This is a genomic window from Sporosarcina highlanderae (assembly GCF_030433715.1).
Classification (GTDB): Bacteria; Bacillota; Bacilli; order Bacillales_A; family Planococcaceae; genus Sporosarcina; species Sporosarcina highlanderae.
The window spans coordinates 62,059-80,481 of the sequence record NZ_JAROCC010000002.1; the positions used below are offsets into that span (position 1 = coordinate 62,059).

Here is an 18,423-nt window from a genome sequence, read left to right on the forward strand (position 1 = left end):
AGGTGGAGTTTGATGCCAGCCCAGTTATTACTGAATCTGTTCATCGCTTTTTTGTGGATGACGTTGATGGATGAAGATGAATTGAAGTTCACGACTTTCTTTGCCGGTTTCCTTGTCGGAATTGGAATTATCTTTTTCATGCACCGTTTTTTCGGCACACAATTTTATTTGCGGCGGTTAGTTAAAACAATTAAATTACTTTTCATTTTCATATCTGAATTGACCCAGTCAAGTATCGTCGTCTTAGGACAGATTTTAAGCCCTAAATTGAAGATAAAGCCAGGCATCTTTAAATACGAAACCGTCCTTAAAAGTGATGTAGAGGTCACGATGTTGTCCCTTCTCCTCACATTGACTCCGGGATCCGTTGTTATGGAAGTGTCTCCTGAAGGCGATACGCTGTATATCCATGCAATGGATGTCGAGGAGTCCAAGGCAGGTTTGATCAAACAGCTGAAGAACTTTGAAAAAGCGATCATGGAGGTGACACGATGATTGAAACGATGCTTATGGTATCACTCGTCCTATTTTCAATCACTATTTCCATTGCGATCATTCGGATCATCCTTGGCCCTTCAATGCCCGATCGAGTCCTTGCGCTTGATATGATTGGTGTCAATTTGATTGCCACGATTGCAGTTGTCTCAATCATCTTGAAAACAAAAGCCTTTTTGGAAGTCATTTTGATATTAGGGATTCTTTCTTTCATCGGAACAATCGCCTTTTCGAAAGCGATTGAGAGGGGGGTCATCGTTGAGCGTAAACGTGATGGGTGAATTTATAGGGGCTCTATTGATTTTATTGGGCGGAATTGCGAGTGTCATTAGCGTGTTCGGTCTCATTCGACTGCCGGATGTGTATACGCGCTCACACGCGGCGACAAAGAGCTCGACGCTTGCTGTCTTGCTGACACTTTCAGGAACTTTTTTATATTTTTTGTTCCGTGAACAATTTGTTAGTGTTCGTGTTCTGCTTGGTATTGTTTTCGTCTTTCTTACTGCTCCGGTAGCAGGCCATCTTCTTGTAAGGGCTGCGTACCGGTCGAAAGTGAAGCTTGCGGATATATCGACGGAAGATGCATTGCATGAAGTTTTATACACGAATGAAACAGAAAACGACGGTTCTAGCGACAAAAGCTAGTACCGTCGTTTTTCATATATCAACTACTACAGTTATCATCGGTGCAAATGCCCTGGCCTTCTCCGCCTAATACTTTAAATTGCGGTTGGATTCCTTCCTCTGCTGCCACTTTTCTTATCGCTTCTTCGAAAGCTTGTGTCGTCTGGGCTCCCGAAATTGCGTATTTCCGGTTAATGACGAAGAACGGCACGCCTTGAACTCCAATTTGCCCTGCTTCGGAAATGTCTTTCTTCACTTCGTCGGAAAACTCATCTGATTCAAGCATCTGTTGTACCCGTTCTTTTGAAATGCCTATCTCTTCCGCTATTGCCAATAATGTAGCCTCATCGCCAAGGGCTTCACCTTTTACGAAATGGCCTTCCAATATGCGCTCGGAAACAGCAGTGGCTTTACCTTCCTGCTCAGCTAACTTTGTTAGGCGGTGGGCATTATACGTGTTTGCCACTTTCATTGCGTCAACATCGAAATTCAGTCCAACTGTCTCGGCTTGTTCCGCAACATTTTCCATCATTTGTCGTGCCTCTGTTAAACTGACTCTGAATTTCTTCATCAAGCCTTCCACCGCTGAACCATTTGCTGATTCCGGTGTATTCGGATCCAATTGAAACGCTTTGAACACCACTTCAGTTTGACCGCCTAAGTTTGTAGACTCTATCGCCTCTTCCAATCTTCGTTTTCCTATATAGCAAAACGGGCAAACATAATCTGACCAGATCTCTATCTTCAAGATTTAAACCACCTTTCTTTTCTTATTTTAGAATTCATTTAATCTGGCAACAATGAATATGCCTACTGATGTTGTTAGTGAAGAATCTATTGGAGGACTGAGCATGAATAATTCACTTTGGCTGAAAACCGCCTATACGCGGGATTCCTACCCCGCTTTAGATAAAGATATATCGTGTGATGTCTGCATAATCGGAGGAGGATTAAGTGGAATCGCAAATGCCTACTTTTTAGCAAAAGAAGGATTGGACGTCGTCTTGTTGGAAAAGGACGAGATCTTGAGCGGAGCAACGGGCAATTCAACTGGCAAGCTAACATTACAGCATGATCTTGTTTATGCTAATCTGATTAAGCAATTTGGACGCGATAATGCAAAGACTTATTTTGACGCAAACCGTGAAGCTGTTTTATTCGGAAAGGGTTTTGCGATAGGAGATGAGCTTTGGGATGCAAACTCAATACTCTTTTCACAATCAAAGTTTGGGACAAAACTGCTTCAGGATGAAAAAAGGGCATATGACGAGATTGGCATAGCAGCCGTGTTAGGAAGAGATAGCGAACTTCCATTAAAAACTGAAGCCACGCTCACGATTAAAGATGAAGCTCAAATCCATCCTGTACGATTCGGCCAGCATTTAGCTCAACTATCAGTTAAAGCAGGCGCCCGCATATTCGAAAAAACGCAAATCCGCTTGATGGATTTGAAGAAAAGAATCCTCAACACAAACTCTAATAATGAAATTCAATTTAACAAACTCATATTATGTACTCATTATCCAATAGCAGCTTTACAAGGATTGCAAATCCTTAAATTGACTGTCGGGAGATCGTACGTAGTATCCACCTCTGCCAATATGCCTTTGCAAGGGCAATACATTTCAGTTGATTCACCAAAGCGTTCTGTACGGACGGCTTTCATCGATGGACAAGCTCACTTCCTACTATCCGGAGAGGGACATCCTGCTAATGTGGAAAAGGAAACGCGAATACACTACCGAACCTTAGACTCGGAATTGAAATACGTCTACCATCTTGACCCGCTGCAGTATAAGTGGTCGGCACAGGATCCGTCCACACCCGATCTTATTCCATATGCCGGTCCGATTTCAAAAAGCATGCCGTATGTTTACTTAAACACAGGTTTCAGAAAATGGGGGCTATCTAATTCGCTTGCTTGCGCAAGGATCATAAGTGATCAGATTATCGGCCGGGACAATAAGGCGAGTTCGTTATACGCTCCAGATAGAACTGGGTTCGGTTCATTTCTTGTACAGGCTTTGAAGAATACCGGTCTTGTGCTTAAGGAATTCACGGGCGGGTATATTAGACGAACCGGAACACCGATATGCACTCATATGGGGTGTAGGACAAAATGGAATGAAGCGGACGAGACATGGGATTGTCCTTGCCATGGATCCCGTTTCCGAAAAGACGGCTCTATTTTGGAAGGGCCTGCGACAAAGCCTTTGGATTTGGGATGATGTAAAAGTAGATGTACCAAAGGGCACTGAATTAACTACATTACCAATATAAAAAGGTTGTGCTCTCCAATTAGAAAGAGCACAACCCTAATTTCATTTTAACGCTTCAGTCAACACTGGAACGATTTGTTTCTTTCTTGATACAACGCCTTTTAGGATTGCCGTATTGTTCGTCAATGCGACATTGAATGCGGCACATGCGCGTTCAGCCGCCGTACCCAATGCGATAACTGTTGAATCATTATTCAGGATATCTGTCACAGCGAACAGGAATAGAGACAATCCTTTTTCTTCAATGACGCTGTTCAATAGAACTTCAAGCTCTGCTTGACGGCTCATAACGTCATTCACATCAATCGCATTCACTTGGGCAATCTCAACTTTCGCTCCGCCCATTGTGAACTCTTTCGCATCCAATGATACAAGCTCTTCAAGCGATTTCCCGCTTAAATCCGCACCTGCTTTCAACATTTCAAGACCATATACATGCGCGTCTACATCCGCAATTGCAGCCAACTCTTCAGCAGCAACACGATCCTGTTCTGTAAACGTCGGTGATTTGAATAATAGCGAATCGGAAATGATTGCCGAAAGCATAAGTCCTGCAATGTTTTTCGGAATTTCGACACCATGCTCTTTGTACAATTTATTCAAAATTGTAGCTGTGCAACCAACTGGTTCAGCGCGGTAATAAAGCGGATCAGCCGTTTGGAAGTTGGCGATTCGATGGTGATCGACAACTTCAATAACTTGTACATCATCGAGATCATCGACGCTCTGTTGTTTTTCATTATGGTCAACAAGAATGACTTGTTGCGCTTCCGGTGCAGCCTTTTCTATTAAGCGTGGAGCTTCGAAACCGAACTGGCTTAAAGCATAAGCTGTTTCACCCGAAATGGAGCCAAGACGAACTGCTTCCGCGTCCATTCCAAGCTGCTGTTTTAAATAAGCCAAGCTGATTGCAGCCGTTATGGAATCGGTGTCAGGGTTTTTATGTCCAAATACTAATACTTTTCCCATTTAAATCCTCCTACATATTTATATATAATTTCTTTCTTATTCTATCATAAAGGTTTGCCGAACAGAATTGCGGCAAGCTCATCTTTATTCACAATAAAATCTGCAATCGTATACTTGTCTAAAACTGCAAAATAAGCAAGAAGAGCTTCTTGGAGTGCACCTTTTAACCGGCAAACAGGCGAGAGTATACATCGATTTCCATCGGCACTGAAGCATTCCACCAGATAAAAATCATCTTCCGTTTTTCGTACAAGCTGACCCACATTAATCTCTTCAGGTCTCAACTTCATGCGGATACCACCTCCGCGCCCACGTACTGTTTCAATTAGTCCCATCTTCCCCAATTCATGGACGACTTTCGTCAGATGGTTTTTTGATATCCGGTACTTATCTGAGATCTCCTGAATGGTTGATAATTCATTCTGATCCTTGGCTCCAAGGTATATAAGTACACGTAATGAAAAATCTGTATATAAGGTTAACCGCATAATTTCACCGCCATTCTCCAACCTATTATAACGATTATGTCTGTATCGTGAAAGAAATGTGTCTAAAATCCTACATCACTCTTTAAGGTGTATTTTAGATATAGCTTTAGAGCAGCTAATCGTTTATTGTAGAATTATTAATACAAGAAAGGTTGTGCATTCAATGTTATCACAAGAAACAATTGATATCGTAAAATCCACAGTACCAGTACTTGAACAACATGGAAAAACAATTACAACCGTTTTTTATAAAAATATGTTCGCTGCTCATCCAGAGCTTTTAAACATTTTTAACCACGCAAACCAATCGAAAGGTCGTCAACAAACCGCACTTGCCAATACAGTCTACGCAGCTGCAGCACATATCGACAACTTAGGTGCTATCATTCCAGCTGTTGTCCAAATCGCGCATAAGCACCGTTCATTAGGAATCCAAAAAGAACATTACCCAATTGTCGGATACCATCTTCTTGGAGCGATCAAAGAAGTTCTTGGTGATGCAGCAACTCCTGAAATCATTGCAGCTTGGGGAGAAGCATACCAAGTGATCGCGGACGCATTTATCGGTATTGAAAACGAAATGTACGACAATGCGGAAGAAGCTGAAGGCGGCTGGAGAACGTTCAAGGAATTTGAACTCGTCAAAAAGGTTCCTGAAAGCGAAGTCATCACTTCTTTCTACTTCAAACCAGTTGACGGTCAAAAATTGCCAACTTATAAACCAGGTCAATACATTACAGTACGCTTTCAAATTCCTGGAGACGAATTCACGATTAACCGTCAATATAGCTTGTCACAAGCAACAGGCAACGATACATTACGTATTTCGGTAAAACGTGAAGACGAGTGCAATCCGAACGGTAAGGCTTCTGTGTACCTTCATAGAAGCTTGAATATCGGCGATAAAATCGAAATCAGTGCGCCAGCTGGTGATTTCTATCTGGATACAGAAAGCACTACACCTGTCACATTGATTAGCGGTGGTGTCGGGATTACGCCAATGATGGCGATGTATCAGACAATCGCTAAGACGACACCTGAACGCCCGGTTACATTCCTGCATTCAGCTCGTACTCGCGGTCACCAAGCATTCCATAAAGAGTTGCAGGCAATGACTGAATCACTACAAAACGCTAAATACGAAGTGCTATATTCTGAAGAAGGCGATGGATTCATCAACCGTGAATTCCTTGCGAAGCATGTATCGGAAGGAAGCGATATTTACGTCTGTGGTCCAACGCCTTTCATGCAAGCTGTCATTTCCGGATTGGTCGCAAACGGAGCAACGGAAGATAAAATTCACTTCGAGTTCTTTGAGCCAGCTGAAGAATTGCAATGGGATTTGGCTACTAACTGATAAATGTAAAAAGGGGCTCCATCGCGGGGCCCCTTTTCATCGTCTTACTTTTTTCGGCATTCTAAATGAAGTAACGATCAAAATGACTGATAGGAGTAATCCCAAATAGCCGATCCATGGATAGAAGTAAGCAACTAACAGTTTAAAGCGTAAGAAGCTTAGTCCGAATCCGACAAGTAACGTGATGAATACAAACATCTTGAAATTCCTTGTTCCTACTTTGGTAAATCGTGCCCCAAATGCGTAGAACATACTGACAGCCGTATTGAAAATCATTCCATATAAAATGAATGCCATGAATATGGCGAAAATCGGAGAGATTTCATTGATGATTGCTAACATCGGCAAATCCACATCCGCGATTGTCTCCACTTTTGAGAAAATCGCCAAGTCGCTAAGTAGAATCAGGATTCCTAAACCGAAACCTCCGACAAGCCCGCCTAAAGCTGCGGTCTTTTCATCCTTCTCCTCTCCACCCATCACTAATGACATTGAGGCACCTACCGCAATGTTAAACGATACGTAATTGATGGCGGAGATGAACCAGTTCGGCAATGTAGTTGGTACTTCTTTAGCTACAACATCAAGCTCAGCAAAGGGTTGATCCATCGTCAGTAGACTAAAGACTGAAACAATGATGATGGATAGGATAAGAAATGGCGTAATACTTCCAATAACAGCAACTACTTCATCAATATTCATTAGAATGGAAATGAAAATCAGCGCAACCATCAACAGGCTTCCTATGACAGATGGTACGCCAAATTGTTGCTCCAAATTGGAGCCTGCCCCGGCAATCATGACAACGCCAACACCAAACAAAGTGAATATGATGATGTAGTCAATTATGACGCCTAAAAATCGGCCACTAATTTTATAAATGACGTCCTTGTGTGAAGTTGCCCGCATCCTGCTTCCAAGCCTTGTCAAAACCATTCCTAAATACGCAAACAAAGCTGTGGATAAAAGCGCAGCTGCTATTCCCATCATTCCGAAGCTGGTAAAGTATTGCAGAATCTCCTGCCCGGATGCAAAGCCTGCACCGACGATTATTCCTATAAATGCGCTACCTATTTTAAGTACCTTTTTCAACTGCACCTTGCCCTCCTCTTGACCAATAAATTCAACCCTTATCGTATTAGTACGTTATGTAATTATGGACAAGGTCATTCCGGATTTCAATATAAAAAAGGGAGGGCAGGATTGTAAAATCCCCCCTCCCTCATGATTGCACTCAACCTAAAAGTTTATTCGATTCACGTATGAAAGCAGGCAAATCATCCGGCGTTCGGCTCGTCACCAACTGATTTTGGCATACGACAACTTCCTTATCCGCATATTTCGCTCCAGCATATTCCATATCCACTTTGATGGACTTATAACCTGTTGCGTCCCTTCCCTCCAATGTTTTTGCGGTAATTAGCAGCTGTGGTCCGTGGCAGATTGCAAAAACAGGCTTTTTATCATCCATGAACTTTTTTGCGAATTCCACGAATCGGTCATCCGCCCTTAGCTGGTCAGGTGAAAATCCTCCAGGGATGAAAAGGGCATCATAGTCTTCAGGAGAAGCATCCGCAATTCCAACATCAATCGTTACAGTGGAATCACCTTTTTTTCCTTTCACTTCTTTCCCAGCTTCCTTCTCGATTGTGACGACTTCATGCCCCGCCTCCTGAAAGGCTTTCGCCGGTTCAGTATACTCCGAGTCCTCGAACAGATTTGTGATAACAGTAGCTATTTTAGCCAATAGTCCATCCATCCTTTCAAATTATGCTATCCCTACTTCTATTCCACTTCTATAGGGTGCTAAACTTAAAGGCGGTACTTTGAGACATAAGGATTATCCTTTTCGAAGAATCTCCATGGATAATGGACGGCCTCACCCGTATTGCCAATTCCGACACGTGGACCAGTTTCAATTTTCTCTGCACCTGGCCCCTTGGCAATGAAAAGCGGCTTGTCCGACCAATGATGCCCGTAATACTTCATCGTTACACCAAGCGCTTTTGAAAGCTTCCCCGGCCCATTCGTCCAGTCTTTCATCTTCAATTTCAATCCGCGATTGTCGCGCATCAGCTCGAGTCCATCGACCGGCTCGGCTGCACGAATCAGTACTGCATGGGGAGTTCCGACAGGCCCACAGACGACATTCATCAATGTATGTGTATGCATCTGGTAGGTATATACGAGCCCAGGCGCGCCAAACATGATCTCCGTCCGCTTCGTCCGACGGTTCCCAAAGCTATGGGCTGCTCGATCCTCAGGCCCATGGTAGGCTTCCGTCTCTACTATTCGTGCAGCCATGATCCCCTCAGGCAGCTCATGTACTATATATTGACCGACCAGATTCCGTGCAAGCTCAAGAACTGGTCTCTCGAAAAAATCCTTATCAATCGGTACGTACAAAAGAATCCCTCCGTCCATGCCAATTCCCTCTTTCTTAGGATAGCCGTATTATGATGAAATGAATCCTATTAAAAAACGTATCCGAAAAGTATCGGATACGCATTTTCATATTAGCTTAATTAAGAAAACAACAAAAATGAAAGTCAGCACGAATATCGCGACAATCGACATGATCTTTACATACTTTATCGCTTCATCCGAAACCTCGGGCTGATCCTTATACATCCAGCGCTTCCCCCACAACACCGCGTCTTCAGGATTAAATACCTGCCATATAAGAATCAGATATAGCGGTATGCTAATAATGAAACATACAATGAATTCAGCCACCATGAACTCCCCCTATTTCAACCCCTGTCCTTCCGCAAATTCACGATACAGTGGATGGGAGTTGATTAATTCATCATGCGTGCCTATTCCCGTAATCCGCCCCGCTTCAAGGAAGATAAGTTGGTCCGCGTCAATTACAGTCGACAATCGATGAGCGATAATCAAAGTCGTTCGCCCCTCCATCAACCGTTGTAGCGCCTCCTGTACATGAGTTTCAGAACCGCTATCCAAATTCGAAGTCGCCTCGTCAAGCAGTAAAATCTCCGGGTCATGCAAAAGAGCTCTGGCAATTGCAATTCGTTGGCGTTGGCCGCCCGAAAGCTTCATGCCTCTTTCTCCGACAAGCGTTTCAAACCCGTCCTCCATCGCTACAATGAAGTCTAGCGCATTCGCCGCCTCCGAAGCCTTTCGCACCTCATCCATAGTAGGGCGTTTCTCTAAACCGTATGCGATATTATCTAAAATCGTCCCACTCAACAACGGACTTTCCTGCGATACATAACCGATTCGTTCACGCCATTCGGACAAAGCGATTTCTGAAATCGGCGTATCACCGATTGAAATCGTACCATCCGTCGGTAAATAAAACCGCTCAATAAGTGAGAAAATCGTCGTTTTCCCACCACCGCTTGGTCCGACAAACGCAGTCACTGTTCCGGGTTCTGCCTTGAATGAAACCTCACGAAGAACATCCTTACCGCTTTCATACGAAAAATCGACTGACTCGAATTGAATACCGCTAGTTGGCACTACACGAAGCCCCTTGGCATTCTCTCCATCCATCCCTAAAATCTGTTGAATACGCTCGGTTGCACCGACTGCCTTCTGGAAAATCGTAAACACCTGTGCCATACGCGCAAACGGAATGATAATCTGGAACATTAGAAAAATGATTGCTACAAGCGTTCCGGCGGATAGCGTCTCATTGGCCACCTGCGCACCACCGTATCCCAAGATCACCACTAAGATACTCATCATTATAAGAGTCATGACAGGCGAGATGATAGCCTGTATTTTAGCCTCTTTCAAGCCGAATGAAAACAGCGAGCTTATCGCCATTCTACCCTTCTCTCCTTCAGCCGGCTCCGCACGATACGCCTTCACCAACCGGATATCGCCAAGCACCCGCCCAAGATGCCCCGAGAATTTCGCCATCTCCCCTTGTGTTGCCTTCGCTATTTTGTGCATAATTCTACCAAGTGGTAAGATAATCGCCATACTAACAGGAATGCTGATTAACATAATGAGCGTCATCTTCCAGTCAAGATACAATAGGATTGCAACAGCTCCGATTACGGAAATGATTCCTGTAATGAACGATACAAGATGATCCGACACCAACTGCTTTAGAATCGTCGTATCCTGCGTAATCCTGCTCATAGTCTCCCCAGTTTCATTCTCATCGTAATACGGTACGGGAAGTCGTAGCACCTTATCCCATAACTTAGTCCTCAAATCCGCCACAATCGTCTCACCGATGTAAGCAAGTAAATAATACGAAACCCCACCCAATACAGCCTGCAAAACAAAAACCGTAAACAAGAACACAGCAGTCTGCCAGTTAAAAGCAGCCGCCGTCAACGAATCCACAAGCTGCCGTGTCACTAACGGTATTGCCAAACTCGCCGCCGTAGAAAATAAAGCAAGAACAAGCGCAATCACCGTAATCCCCTTCGGCCATTTCAGTTGCCGCAATAAAACAACGAATTCCTTCATCGACCCTTTCGTCTTCAACTCTTTTTCCATCATCATTCCTCTTTTCTCCCCAAATACGCATAAATCTGCCTAATCACTCATAAAAACCCAAAAAAGCTCATAACCTCCGATAGATACGCATAAACAAGAATAGGCACGCATAAAAGGGGATAAAAGCTCATAAATGCATCCACATGCGTATAGCCCGCTTCTCATTCACCATCATACCAATCGTAAGCCTCATAAAAATGCTTATACATATCGAAACTCATCTTAATATCTTCCTGAATGTTCTTCAAATGCTTGATCAACAGAAATCTCGAATAGAACGGTTGGTCTTTCAACCATAATATATCTTCCTCTGCCTTAAGAATCTTCCTCACACTTGCTTCAAGATACTTTCTTGATTCCGACGAATGCTTTTCCTGAAAAGCTATATCTAAAAGCCTATCACGCAACATTCGAACGTCAACCAACATCCAATTCAAATCTCCCTTGCCCACTTTCACTCTAGCAGACGTCATAAAATCCATCCCGTACAAATCCAATATCAAGTCAGTATCATAGTTCACCCGATTCCACTCTTTAACTGTATTCCCGTCATGCACCTGCTTGAATTCATGCAGTTTTTTCTTATAATCTTGCAAATAAGGAAGATCCGCATCGAATCCAACGGACTGATAGGCACTTAAAGGCGAATGCGGAAAGAGAACCGTCATCAAAAATATGAACAGAGCAATACTTGACATTATCAAGAATTTCTTCTTCAATTCGATTCCCCCATATCCAACATCCTCAACCAATTCTCCACTTCACGCGGCGACTTCAATACAATTACTTCCGCCCCGCTGCGCCATAGCATTTCAAAAACACCCGGCCGCTTCTTTTTCGGATACGTCCATATGAACTTTACAAACTCCCAATCTACCTTCTCCTCGCAACCCTCCGCCATATCAGGCCTTGTCTTCCCCCGATACATCCACCGTCGCTTTAAAATCCGCGACAAACATAACCAATTCGGGAAATCGAGGAAGATAATTAAATCAGCATATTGAGCCCGCATCTCAATCGTGGAGTTGAAATTACCATCGATGATCCATGCGGGCTTCTCCAATTCAGTTTGCAGTTTCTCCCTAAATTCTTGTTTCGGTGTTGGCACCCATCCTTCATTCCAAAATAGTGCATCTAAATGAAGGACGGGCAAATGCAATCGATCCGCAAGCTCAATCGACAACGTCGATTTCCCCGCACCGCTGCAGCCAATGACCAAAATCCGATTATATTTCATTATCCCCATCCCCAATTCTCTTCAGCATCTCGCCAATCGCCAACCAATCCGCCTCCAAATCCGGCCTGTGTGATGGACGATAGAAAACGGCTGCCGGATGAAATGTCGGAACGATTCGATATACTTTATTTGTCCACTCGAACTTGGTGCTATCGAGATCCGGAAGAAATTGAACCGGCCTTTCCAACAATTGCCCATGTAGCTCTGTCACTTTCGCGTCTTTGCCTAAGAGCCTTTGCAATCCGACATTCCCAAGCGCCACGATCAGCTTCGGCTCGATATTTGCAATCTCATAATCGAGCACCGGTGCATGCGCCAAAATCTCTTTCGCAGTCGGCGGCCTATTGTATTTCCGCTTCGTCATCGTGCCGTCTCGCTCACGTTTTTCGCCCCATTTGTATGGCCGGCTACGAACAGTACTCGTTATATAGACATCCTCACGCGTCAATCCAATTGAATCGAGCGACTTCATCAATTCCTTGCCTGCCCTACCGATGAAAGGGATTCCGTCCACTGCCTCGAATTCCCCAGGCGCTTCACCAATCAGCAAAAGCTCAGGCTTCTGGGGGCCTTCTCCATAGACAAAGCCCTCCACCGGAAATCCTTTTAGCCGTTCACGTCCAAGTTCTGCAATCGATTCAGGTATTCGAAACATCGGCACACTCCCTTTCAGCCTTGCAACAGCCTAATTGTTTCAATTAATATTGCTTTTCTCAAAGCCTTGTTTGTTCTACTTGGTTCCTTAGTATATCCGATCATATCGAAACGGATCGATAATTGCGAATTTCATTATTCACCAATGATATATTGTTCCAACGAACGTTCAACACTTGTCGCAAAACTGTTTCCGGCTCCCCAATCAAATCTGAAGAAAACACCTTCCGAACTACCTGCCGCCACGACATGGACGCGCGTGCTTCCATCAAAATTATCAATCGTCGCCGTGACCGACGCCCGGTTGTTTGAGCGCATATAGTATTTCTCCATAATTAATACGTGCACTTCCGCAGATCCAGTCGTCCTCACATAATGATCGACCAATGTCCCGCTAATACTTCCTCGAAGAATTTCAGATTCAATCGTGTTTGCCGCTTCTGCCGGAGAGATTTTCACTGTAAACTCCTTGACTGACATTTCATCATCCCCCTCTTTAGTTCTAATACGATTGGGGGCAAATGGAAGTTTCAATTTATTGGACAAAAAAAGACCGACGCCTTTATGAGAGACGTCGGTCCAAAATCATTCCAGTTCCAATTGTTTTGTTTCTGTTCCTAAAAAGATTACTGCAAGGACACCAATGATAATTGCACAACAGAATATGCCGAAAATAAGCCCGAAACCGTAGCCTGCTGTCAAAAGTGAACCAACCAACAACGGACCGAAAATGCCGCCAATCCGGCCGACTGCCGCTGCTGTACCGGAGCCGGTTGCCCGTACCGCTGTCGGATATTGTTCCGGCGAATAGGCGTAGAGTGCTCCCCATGCTCCTAAGTTGAAAAATGAAAGGAATGCTCCTGAAACAAGAAGCATCGTGAGCCCCTCCGCATTACCGAATAGAAGGGCACTGATGGCTGTTCCGATTAAATAGGTCGATAAGACAAATTTACGGCCTGCCCTCTCGATGAGCCATGCCGCGGTGAAATAGCCTGGCAACTGCGCCAATGTCATGATAAGGACGTATTTGAAGCTGTGAATCATGTCGAACCCTTTCATGACCATGACGCTTGGGAGCCAAAGGAACATACCATAATAGGAGAATACGACCGTAAACCAGACAATCCAAAGCATTGTCGTCCTGCGTGCATATTCTTTCGACCAGATGAGTTTCATTTTCATACCAAGTGATTGCTTTGGTTTCCCCTCCTGTTTAAATTTTGGGGAGTCAGGCAAGTTCCGTCGCAAGTAGATTGCATAAAACGCTGGAAGTGCTGTTAGGATAAGCGCTATCCGCCAGCCATACTCTGGAATGATGAAATATGCTATTAATGCAGCCACAAGCCAGCCCGCCGCCCAGAAGCTTTCCAATAATACAACAACCCGTCCACGCTCTTTCGCGGAGACGCTTTCTGAAACAAGCGTGGATGCAACGGGCAGTTCCCCTCCGAGTCCTGCCCCGACGAAGAAACGTAAAATGAGGAATACCGTCAACGTCGTCGTCAGTGCCGACAATCCGCTTGCTAATGAAAAGAGTACAAGTGTCATCATAAAAACGTTTTTCCTACCAATACGATCTGCCAACAGCCCGAAGCCAAATGCTCCAATAGCCATACCGATTGAATTCATGCTGCCGATCCAACCCATCTCAGCTGGTGATAGAGACCACTCGACTGCAACGGCCGCGATGACGAATGAAAGAATTCCGACGTCCATTGCATCGAACATCCAGCCCGTGCCTGAGATAACTAATAATTTATTGCGGGAAATTCCTTTTTTGTTAGTTTTCATAAGTTGTCTGCCTCTCGTCTTAGATTAATGTACTGTCTTGACACTTGTCATTATACGTTTAGATAGATATTGTTACAAGAGTTAATTTTTAGTATAGGTACCAATAAAAAAAGGCCTGCTCACTTAGTGTGAGCAAACCCTTGAAATTAATTATAATGATGCTTCAATTTCTTCAATCATTTCTTTCATAGAGAGCAATCCGCCACCTGATAAGTACCAGTACTCCCCGTTCAAGTAAACGATTTTCCCATTTTTATATGCGTTGGTTTTCTTAACAAGTTCATTTTCCACAGATTTTTTTGCGCTTGCACCGTTACCGATTGCTGCATCACGGTCGATGACGAATAGGACATCAGGATTTTTCTCGAAAATGTACTCAAATGAAATGTTCTGTCCATGGGTAGATACTTCAATTTTTTCATCAGCTGCTTTATAACCCAATACATCGTGGATGAGACCGAAACGAGAGTTTGGCCCATAGGCACTCACTTTTCCTTCGCTTGCTAAAACGATAAGAGCGGTTTCGTCACTCACTTTTGTTTTTTCTTTTATTGCTGCGATTTTAGCGTCTATGTCATCAAGTTCTTTTTGAACCTCTTCTTCTTTCCCAAAAATTTCACCGATCAATTCAGCATTATGCTTAAATGAATCCATATAATGAGCATAGTCGATACCAACGTAAATAGTTGGAGCGATTTCCGCGAATTGATCATAAAGTTCAGCTTGTCGTGTTGAAATGATGATAAGATCCGGTTTCATAGCATGAATCGCTTCAAAGTCAGGTTCTTTCAAACTTCCGACGTTAGTGTATTTATCGTCATCATATTTCGAGAGATATGTGGGCACATTTGCTCTTGGCAAAGCTGCAACTTCAACGCCTAAATCATCCAACGTATCAAGTGTTCCAAAATCGAATACAACAACTTTTTCAGGGTTTTTCTTAACTTCTACAGGTTTGTCACTAAGTTCATGTTCAACAGAAATGGTTTCGCTAACGTCGTTCGCTTCAGAACCTGATGTTTTATCTTCATCTTTATTTTTAGTGCCGCATGCTGCGAGTACAATCATGAGAGAAGCAAGCAAGAGCATCATTGTTAACTTTTTCATTTACTACCATCCTTTGTTTATGAATTGAAATAGACGCAGATATTACAGTTATTCATCTTTTTAATCGGTATATCCATATCGTAAATTTCCTTCAATGCATCCGAATTGATGATTTCTTCTGTCGGGCCATCGCGGACGACCCTGCCATTTTTTAAGGCGACAATCCGATCAGAATAGACGGATGCAAAGTTAATGTCGTGAAGTACGATAACAACAGTCTTTCCAAGTTCGTCAACTAATCTACGCAGAATTTTCATGATTTGAACGGAATGTTTCATATCCAAGTTGTTGAGCGGTTCGTCAAGCAGAACATAATCCGTGTCCTGTGCAATCGTCATTGCGATAAAAGCGCGCTGGCGTTGACCTCCTGATAATTCATCCATATAATCATTCTGCATTTCCATCAGGCCCATATAATCCATTGCCTGCTCGATAATCCGGATATCCTCCGCATTAAGCTTGCCTCTTGAATAAGGAAAGCGGCCAAATGACACCAACTCACGAATCGTCAATCGTACATTCATGAAGTTCGATTGTTTCAGAATCGAAACGCGCTTCGAGAACTCATTTGATTTCATTTTTTGAACATGATCATTATCCACAAGCACTTCGCCGGTATCTGCGTCAATAAGACGACTGACCATTGAAAGAAGTGTCGACTTCCCAGCTCCGTTCGGACCGATGAAAGATGTAATTTTACCTCGATGGATATTAACATTCACCTTTTCAACGACTGCCTTTTTCCCATAGAACTTAGACAACTCTCGAACTTGGATCATGAGGATCGACTCTCCTTTAATAGTAAATAGATGAAATACACACCGCCGATGAAATTGATAATGACACTCAACGTAGTCGAGAAGGTGAATATCCGCTCCACGACCCATTGACCACCGACAAGTGCAATAATACTCATTACCGAGGCACCCGCGATAAGGATCTTGTGTTTATATGATTTAAAAAACTGATAGGATAAGTTTGCAACAATCAATCCGAAAAATGTAATCGGACCAACAAGAGCAGTCGATACAGATATCAATACCGCAGAAATGACAAGCATTAGCTTGACTACCTGGTCGTAAGAAACACCAAGGTTTATTGCCGTATCCCTACCAAGGGATAGTACATCAAGGTCATTGAATGATTTCCATCCGACCAAAAACGTCAGGATGACAATCCCGAGTGCCCACCATACCAGTTCACCACTCACATTATTGAAGCTCGCGAACATTTTGTCCTGCACTTTCAGAAATTCATTTGGATCAATCAGCACTTGTAGGAAAGTCGAGATGCTTTCAAAGAACGTACCAACGATAATCCCGACAAGTAATAGGAAGTAAATCGGCTGGCCACCCCTCTTGAAGAGCAAACGGTATAAAATGAGCGCAAAAACGATCATTGTCGAAACCGATAAGATGAAGTTCACATGTCTGTTAACGATTGTAATATGGCTGGAGCCAAGGAAAAAAATGACGACCGTCTGTAGCAATAAATACAAAGAATCCAACCCCATTATACTTGGGGTTAAGATGCGATTATGCGTAATCGTCTGGAAGATGACTGTCGAATATGCAATTGCAACTCCAGTCAACACCATCGCTAACACTTTAATAGCACGGCGGGGTAGCGCATAATCAAAACTACCATTTAAATCATGAAACAAATACAACGAGCAAAAAACAACTGCTAGAGCCGATAGAATGATCATTTTAGTCGAATCACGCATATGCTTTCCTCCTAAATAACAAATAGAGGAATATACCGCTTCCAATGACGCCGACCATTAAACTGATCGAAATTTCGTAAGGATAGATGAGAACCCTGCCTAAAATATCACAGATCAAAAGGAAGATCGCACCTAACAACGCGGTGTGCGGTAACGTTTTCTTCAAATGATCTCCGTGGAAAATAGACACGATATTTGGAATGATCAACCCTAAAAATGGAATCATCCCGACAGTCAAGATGACCGTGGTCGTTACAAGAGCCACCAATATTAGGCCGATATTGACAATCCTTTTATAAGCAAGTCCCAAGTTTTTGGAAAAGTCCTCACCCATTCCCGCAACCGTAAAGCGGTTGGCGTATAAATAAGTGATAATCAGAACAGGGATGCTTATGTACAAAAGCTCGTACCGACCGACCATAATCATCGAAAAATCACCTTGCAACCAAGACGCCATGTTTTGGATGACATTTGATTTGTAAGCGAAAAAGGTCGTAATGGAAGAGAGGATATTTCCGAACATGAGCCCGACGAGCGGAATGAAGATTGCGTCCTTGAATTTAATGCGGTCCAAGATTTGCATGAACAATAATGTTCCAGCAAGTGCAAATACAAAGGCAACTATCATTTTCTCAATCGTAGATGCGTTCGTAAAAAGCAACATCGAAACCAATATTCCAAGACGAGTGGCATCCAATGTTCCCGCAGTTGTCGGCGATACGAATTTATTCCGACTCAGCTGTTGCATAATGAGACCCGCAATACTCATCCCCGCACCCGCAAGAAGAATCGCTACTAGTCTTGGCAAACGGCTTATGAGGAAAATTTCGGTTTTCTCCGACTGGAAATCGAGGAGGTCCATTGGTGATATTGAGCTCACTCCAACGAATAACGAAAGGAATGATAGTAATATAAGTGCAATAAACAAATAGCGTTTCTTCATGAAGATTGAACTCCGATATCAATTATTTGCTCCAATTGAGAATCATCTTTAGTGAAAATGATTATCAATTAGCCTGCAAATCCAATTATATCAGGTATGAATATAGTGTCAACTTATAATTGAAAATGATTATCAATTACAAGAAGACTAGTAGAACTCACTATACCAAGCAAGCCGCTGTAATACGGTTCATTGCAATTGTGGCGGTATTTTTACAGGTTTTATGTAAGGGGTATCCTTGAGGGTATAGCGCTTCTGATGCGGAATAAAA

22 protein-coding genes are annotated in these 18,423 nt (G+C 43.3%); 5 read left to right on the top strand and 17 right to left on the bottom strand.

Annotated features, from left to right (window positions below; genetic code table 11):
• Window positions 1–12 precede the first annotated feature (12 nt).
• Genes P5G49_RS02670 through P5G49_RS02680 form a run of 3 tightly spaced genes read left to right on the top strand, consistent with a single transcriptional unit; the run spans window position 13 to window position 1,140 of the window.
• Window positions 13–495 (top strand): Na+/H+ antiporter subunit E, encoded by a 483-nt coding sequence (locus tag P5G49_RS02670; protein ID WP_301241930.1) that lies wholly within the window; start codon window positions 13–15, stop codon window positions 493–495.
• Window positions 492–776, top strand: coding sequence for a Na(+)/H(+) antiporter subunit F1 (locus tag P5G49_RS02675; protein WP_301241931.1), 285 nt, complete (start codon window positions 492–494; stop codon window positions 774–776). The genes P5G49_RS02670 and P5G49_RS02675 overlap by 4 nt, the downstream gene beginning before the upstream one ends.
• Window positions 754–1,140, top strand: coding sequence for a Na+/H+ antiporter subunit G (locus tag P5G49_RS02680; RefSeq protein WP_301241932.1), 387 nt, complete (start codon window positions 754–756; stop codon window positions 1,138–1,140). The genes P5G49_RS02675 and P5G49_RS02680 overlap by 23 nt, the downstream gene beginning before the upstream one ends.
• Before the next feature lie 19 nt (window positions 1,141–1,159).
• On the opposite strand, the gene P5G49_RS02685 is transcribed toward P5G49_RS02680, so the two are convergent.
• Entirely contained in the window at window positions 1,160–1,867 is a 708-nt protein-coding gene (locus P5G49_RS02685; protein ID WP_301241933.1) for a DsbA family oxidoreductase, read from the bottom strand.
• A gap of 103 nt (window positions 1,868–1,970) precedes the next feature.
• On the opposite strand from P5G49_RS02685, the gene P5G49_RS02690 reads away from it, so the two are divergent.
• Entirely contained in the window at window positions 1,971–3,347 is a 1,377-nt protein-coding gene (locus P5G49_RS02690; protein WP_301241934.1) for an FAD-dependent oxidoreductase, read from the top strand.
• Window positions 3,348–3,440: 93 nt separating this feature from the next.
• Here the strand turns inward: P5G49_RS02690 and P5G49_RS02695 are convergent, their stop codons facing one another.
• Window positions 3,441–4,367: a manganese-dependent inorganic pyrophosphatase gene (locus P5G49_RS02695; RefSeq protein WP_301241935.1), complete on the bottom strand. Its 927-nt coding sequence runs from the start codon at window positions 4,365–4,367 to the stop codon at window positions 3,441–3,443.
• Between the two features lie 44 nt (window positions 4,368–4,411).
• Window positions 4,412–4,855 (bottom strand): RrF2 family transcriptional regulator, encoded by a 444-nt coding sequence (locus P5G49_RS02700; protein ID WP_301241936.1) that lies wholly within the window; start codon window positions 4,853–4,855, stop codon window positions 4,412–4,414.
• A 163-nt stretch (window positions 4,856–5,018) separates the two neighbouring features.
• Here P5G49_RS02700 and hmpA point away from each other — a divergent pair, with 163 nt between their 5' ends.
• Window positions 5,019–6,212 carry an NO-inducible flavohemoprotein gene (gene hmpA, locus P5G49_RS02705; protein ID WP_301241937.1) on the top strand — a complete coding sequence of 398 codons (1,194 nt, stop codon included), beginning with the start codon at window positions 5,019–5,021 and terminating at the stop codon, window positions 6,210–6,212.
• 36 nt (window positions 6,213–6,248) lie between these two features.
• Here hmpA and P5G49_RS02710 read toward each other — a convergent pair whose 3' ends face one another.
• The 14 genes from P5G49_RS02710 to P5G49_RS02775 form a co-directional block, all read right to left on the bottom strand.
• The gene (locus P5G49_RS02710) at window positions 6,249–7,304 is read right to left on the bottom strand and encodes a YkvI family membrane protein (protein WP_301241938.1); all 1,056 of its coding nucleotides are present in this window, start codon (window positions 7,302–7,304) and stop codon (window positions 6,249–6,251) included.
• Between the two features lie 142 nt (window positions 7,305–7,446).
• Window positions 7,447–7,959 (bottom strand): type 1 glutamine amidotransferase domain-containing protein, encoded by a 513-nt coding sequence (locus P5G49_RS02715; protein WP_301241939.1) that lies wholly within the window; start codon window positions 7,957–7,959, stop codon window positions 7,447–7,449.
• Between the two features lie 65 nt (window positions 7,960–8,024).
• Entirely contained in the window at window positions 8,025–8,636 is a 612-nt protein-coding gene (locus P5G49_RS02720; protein WP_301241940.1) for a DNA-3-methyladenine glycosylase, read from the bottom strand.
• Window positions 8,637–8,723: 87 nt separating this feature from the next.
• The gene (locus P5G49_RS02725) at window positions 8,724–8,948 is read right to left on the bottom strand and encodes a DUF6199 family natural product biosynthesis protein (protein WP_301241941.1); all 225 of its coding nucleotides are present in this window, start codon (window positions 8,946–8,948) and stop codon (window positions 8,724–8,726) included.
• A gap of 12 nt (window positions 8,949–8,960) precedes the next feature.
• A complete protein-coding gene (locus P5G49_RS02730) occupies window positions 8,961–10,694 on the bottom strand; it encodes an ABC transporter ATP-binding protein (RefSeq protein WP_301242275.1) in 1,734 nt (577 codons plus the stop codon).
• Between the two features lie 161 nt (window positions 10,695–10,855).
• Complete coding sequence (locus P5G49_RS02735) at window positions 10,856–11,413, bottom strand: hypothetical protein (protein WP_301241942.1); 558 nt, start codon at window positions 11,411–11,413, stop codon at window positions 10,856–10,858.
• Window positions 11,410–11,931, bottom strand: coding sequence for an AAA family ATPase (locus P5G49_RS02740; RefSeq protein ID WP_363322153.1), 522 nt, complete (start codon window positions 11,929–11,931; stop codon window positions 11,410–11,412). Before P5G49_RS02740 ends, P5G49_RS02735 begins: the two co-directional genes overlap by 4 nt.
• The gene (locus tag P5G49_RS02745; protein WP_301241944.1) at window positions 11,921–12,586 is read right to left on the bottom strand and encodes a uracil-DNA glycosylase; all 666 of its coding nucleotides are present in this window, start codon (window positions 12,584–12,586) and stop codon (window positions 11,921–11,923) included. The genes P5G49_RS02740 and P5G49_RS02745 overlap by 11 nt, the downstream gene beginning before the upstream one ends.
• Window positions 12,587–12,720: 134 nt before the next feature.
• Entirely contained in the window at window positions 12,721–13,065 is a 345-nt protein-coding gene (locus tag P5G49_RS02750) for a DUF6054 family protein (protein WP_301241945.1), read from the bottom strand.
• A 105-nt stretch (window positions 13,066–13,170) separates the two neighbouring features.
• Window positions 13,171–14,376, bottom strand: a complete 1,206-nt coding sequence (locus P5G49_RS02755) for an MFS transporter (protein ID WP_301241946.1) — start codon at window positions 14,374–14,376, stop codon at window positions 13,171–13,173.
• 150 nt (window positions 14,377–14,526) lie between these two features.
• Window positions 14,527–15,483 (bottom strand): siderophore ABC transporter substrate-binding protein, encoded by a 957-nt coding sequence (locus P5G49_RS02760; protein WP_301241947.1) that lies wholly within the window; start codon window positions 15,481–15,483, stop codon window positions 14,527–14,529.
• A 17-nt stretch (window positions 15,484–15,500) separates the two neighbouring features.
• Window positions 15,501–16,262, bottom strand: a complete 762-nt coding sequence (locus P5G49_RS02765; protein WP_301241948.1) for an iron ABC transporter ATP-binding protein — start codon at window positions 16,260–16,262, stop codon at window positions 15,501–15,503.
• The gene (locus tag P5G49_RS02770) at window positions 16,259–17,209 is read right to left on the bottom strand and encodes an iron chelate uptake ABC transporter family permease subunit (protein WP_301241949.1); all 951 of its coding nucleotides are present in this window, start codon (window positions 17,207–17,209) and stop codon (window positions 16,259–16,261) included. Before P5G49_RS02770 ends, P5G49_RS02765 begins: the two co-directional genes overlap by 4 nt.
• A complete protein-coding gene (locus tag P5G49_RS02775; RefSeq protein ID WP_301241950.1) occupies window positions 17,202–18,152 on the bottom strand; it encodes an ABC transporter permease in 951 nt (316 codons plus the stop codon). The genes P5G49_RS02770 and P5G49_RS02775 overlap by 8 nt, the downstream gene beginning before the upstream one ends.
• Window positions 18,153–18,423: the final 271 nt, after the last annotated feature.

Excerpts from the sequence above, each read along its gene's own strand:
- P5G49_RS02670 (WP_301241930.1), top strand. The coding sequence starts at position 13 with ATGCCAGCCCAGTTATTACTGAATCTGTTCATCGCTTTTTTGTGGATG.
- P5G49_RS02675 (WP_301241931.1), top strand. The coding sequence starts at position 492 with ATGATTGAAACGATGCTTATGGTATCACTCGTCCTATTTTCAATCACT.
- P5G49_RS02690 (WP_301241934.1), top strand. The coding sequence starts at position 1,971 with ATGAATAATTCACTTTGGCTGAAAACCGCCTATACGCGGGATTCCTAC.
- P5G49_RS02695 (WP_301241935.1), bottom strand. The coding sequence starts at position 4,367 with ATGGGAAAAGTATTAGTATTTGGACATAAAAACCCTGACACCGATTCC.
- P5G49_RS02700 (WP_301241936.1), bottom strand. The coding sequence starts at position 4,855 with ATGCGGTTAACCTTATATACAGATTTTTCATTACGTGTACTTATATAC.
- hmpA (WP_301241937.1), top strand. The coding sequence starts at position 5,019 with ATGTTATCACAAGAAACAATTGATATCGTAAAATCCACAGTACCAGTA.
- P5G49_RS02720 (WP_301241940.1), bottom strand. The coding sequence starts at position 8,636 with ATGGACGGAGGGATTCTTTTGTACGTACCGATTGATAAGGATTTTTTC.
- P5G49_RS02730 (WP_301242275.1), bottom strand. The coding sequence starts at position 10,694 with ATGGAAAAAGAGTTGAAGACGAAAGGGTCGATGAAGGAATTCGTTGTT.
- P5G49_RS02740 (WP_363322153.1), bottom strand. The coding sequence starts at position 11,931 with ATGAAATATAATCGGATTTTGGTCATTGGCTGCAGCGGTGCGGGGAAA.
- P5G49_RS02745 (WP_301241944.1), bottom strand. The coding sequence starts at position 12,586 with ATGTTTCGAATACCTGAATCGATTGCAGAACTTGGACGTGAACGGCTA.
- P5G49_RS02750 (WP_301241945.1), bottom strand. The coding sequence starts at position 13,065 with ATGTCAGTCAAGGAGTTTACAGTGAAAATCTCTCCGGCAGAAGCGGCA.
- P5G49_RS02755 (WP_301241946.1), bottom strand. The coding sequence starts at position 14,376 with ATGAAAACTAACAAAAAAGGAATTTCCCGCAATAAATTATTAGTTATC.
- P5G49_RS02760 (WP_301241947.1), bottom strand. The coding sequence starts at position 15,483 with ATGAAAAAGTTAACAATGATGCTCTTGCTTGCTTCTCTCATGATTGTA.
- P5G49_RS02765 (WP_301241948.1), bottom strand. The coding sequence starts at position 16,262 with ATGATCCAAGTTCGAGAGTTGTCTAAGTTCTATGGGAAAAAGGCAGTC.
- P5G49_RS02770 (WP_301241949.1), bottom strand. The coding sequence starts at position 17,209 with ATGCGTGATTCGACTAAAATGATCATTCTATCGGCTCTAGCAGTTGTT.
- P5G49_RS02775 (WP_301241950.1), bottom strand. The coding sequence starts at position 18,152 with ATGAAGAAACGCTATTTGTTTATTGCACTTATATTACTATCATTCCTT.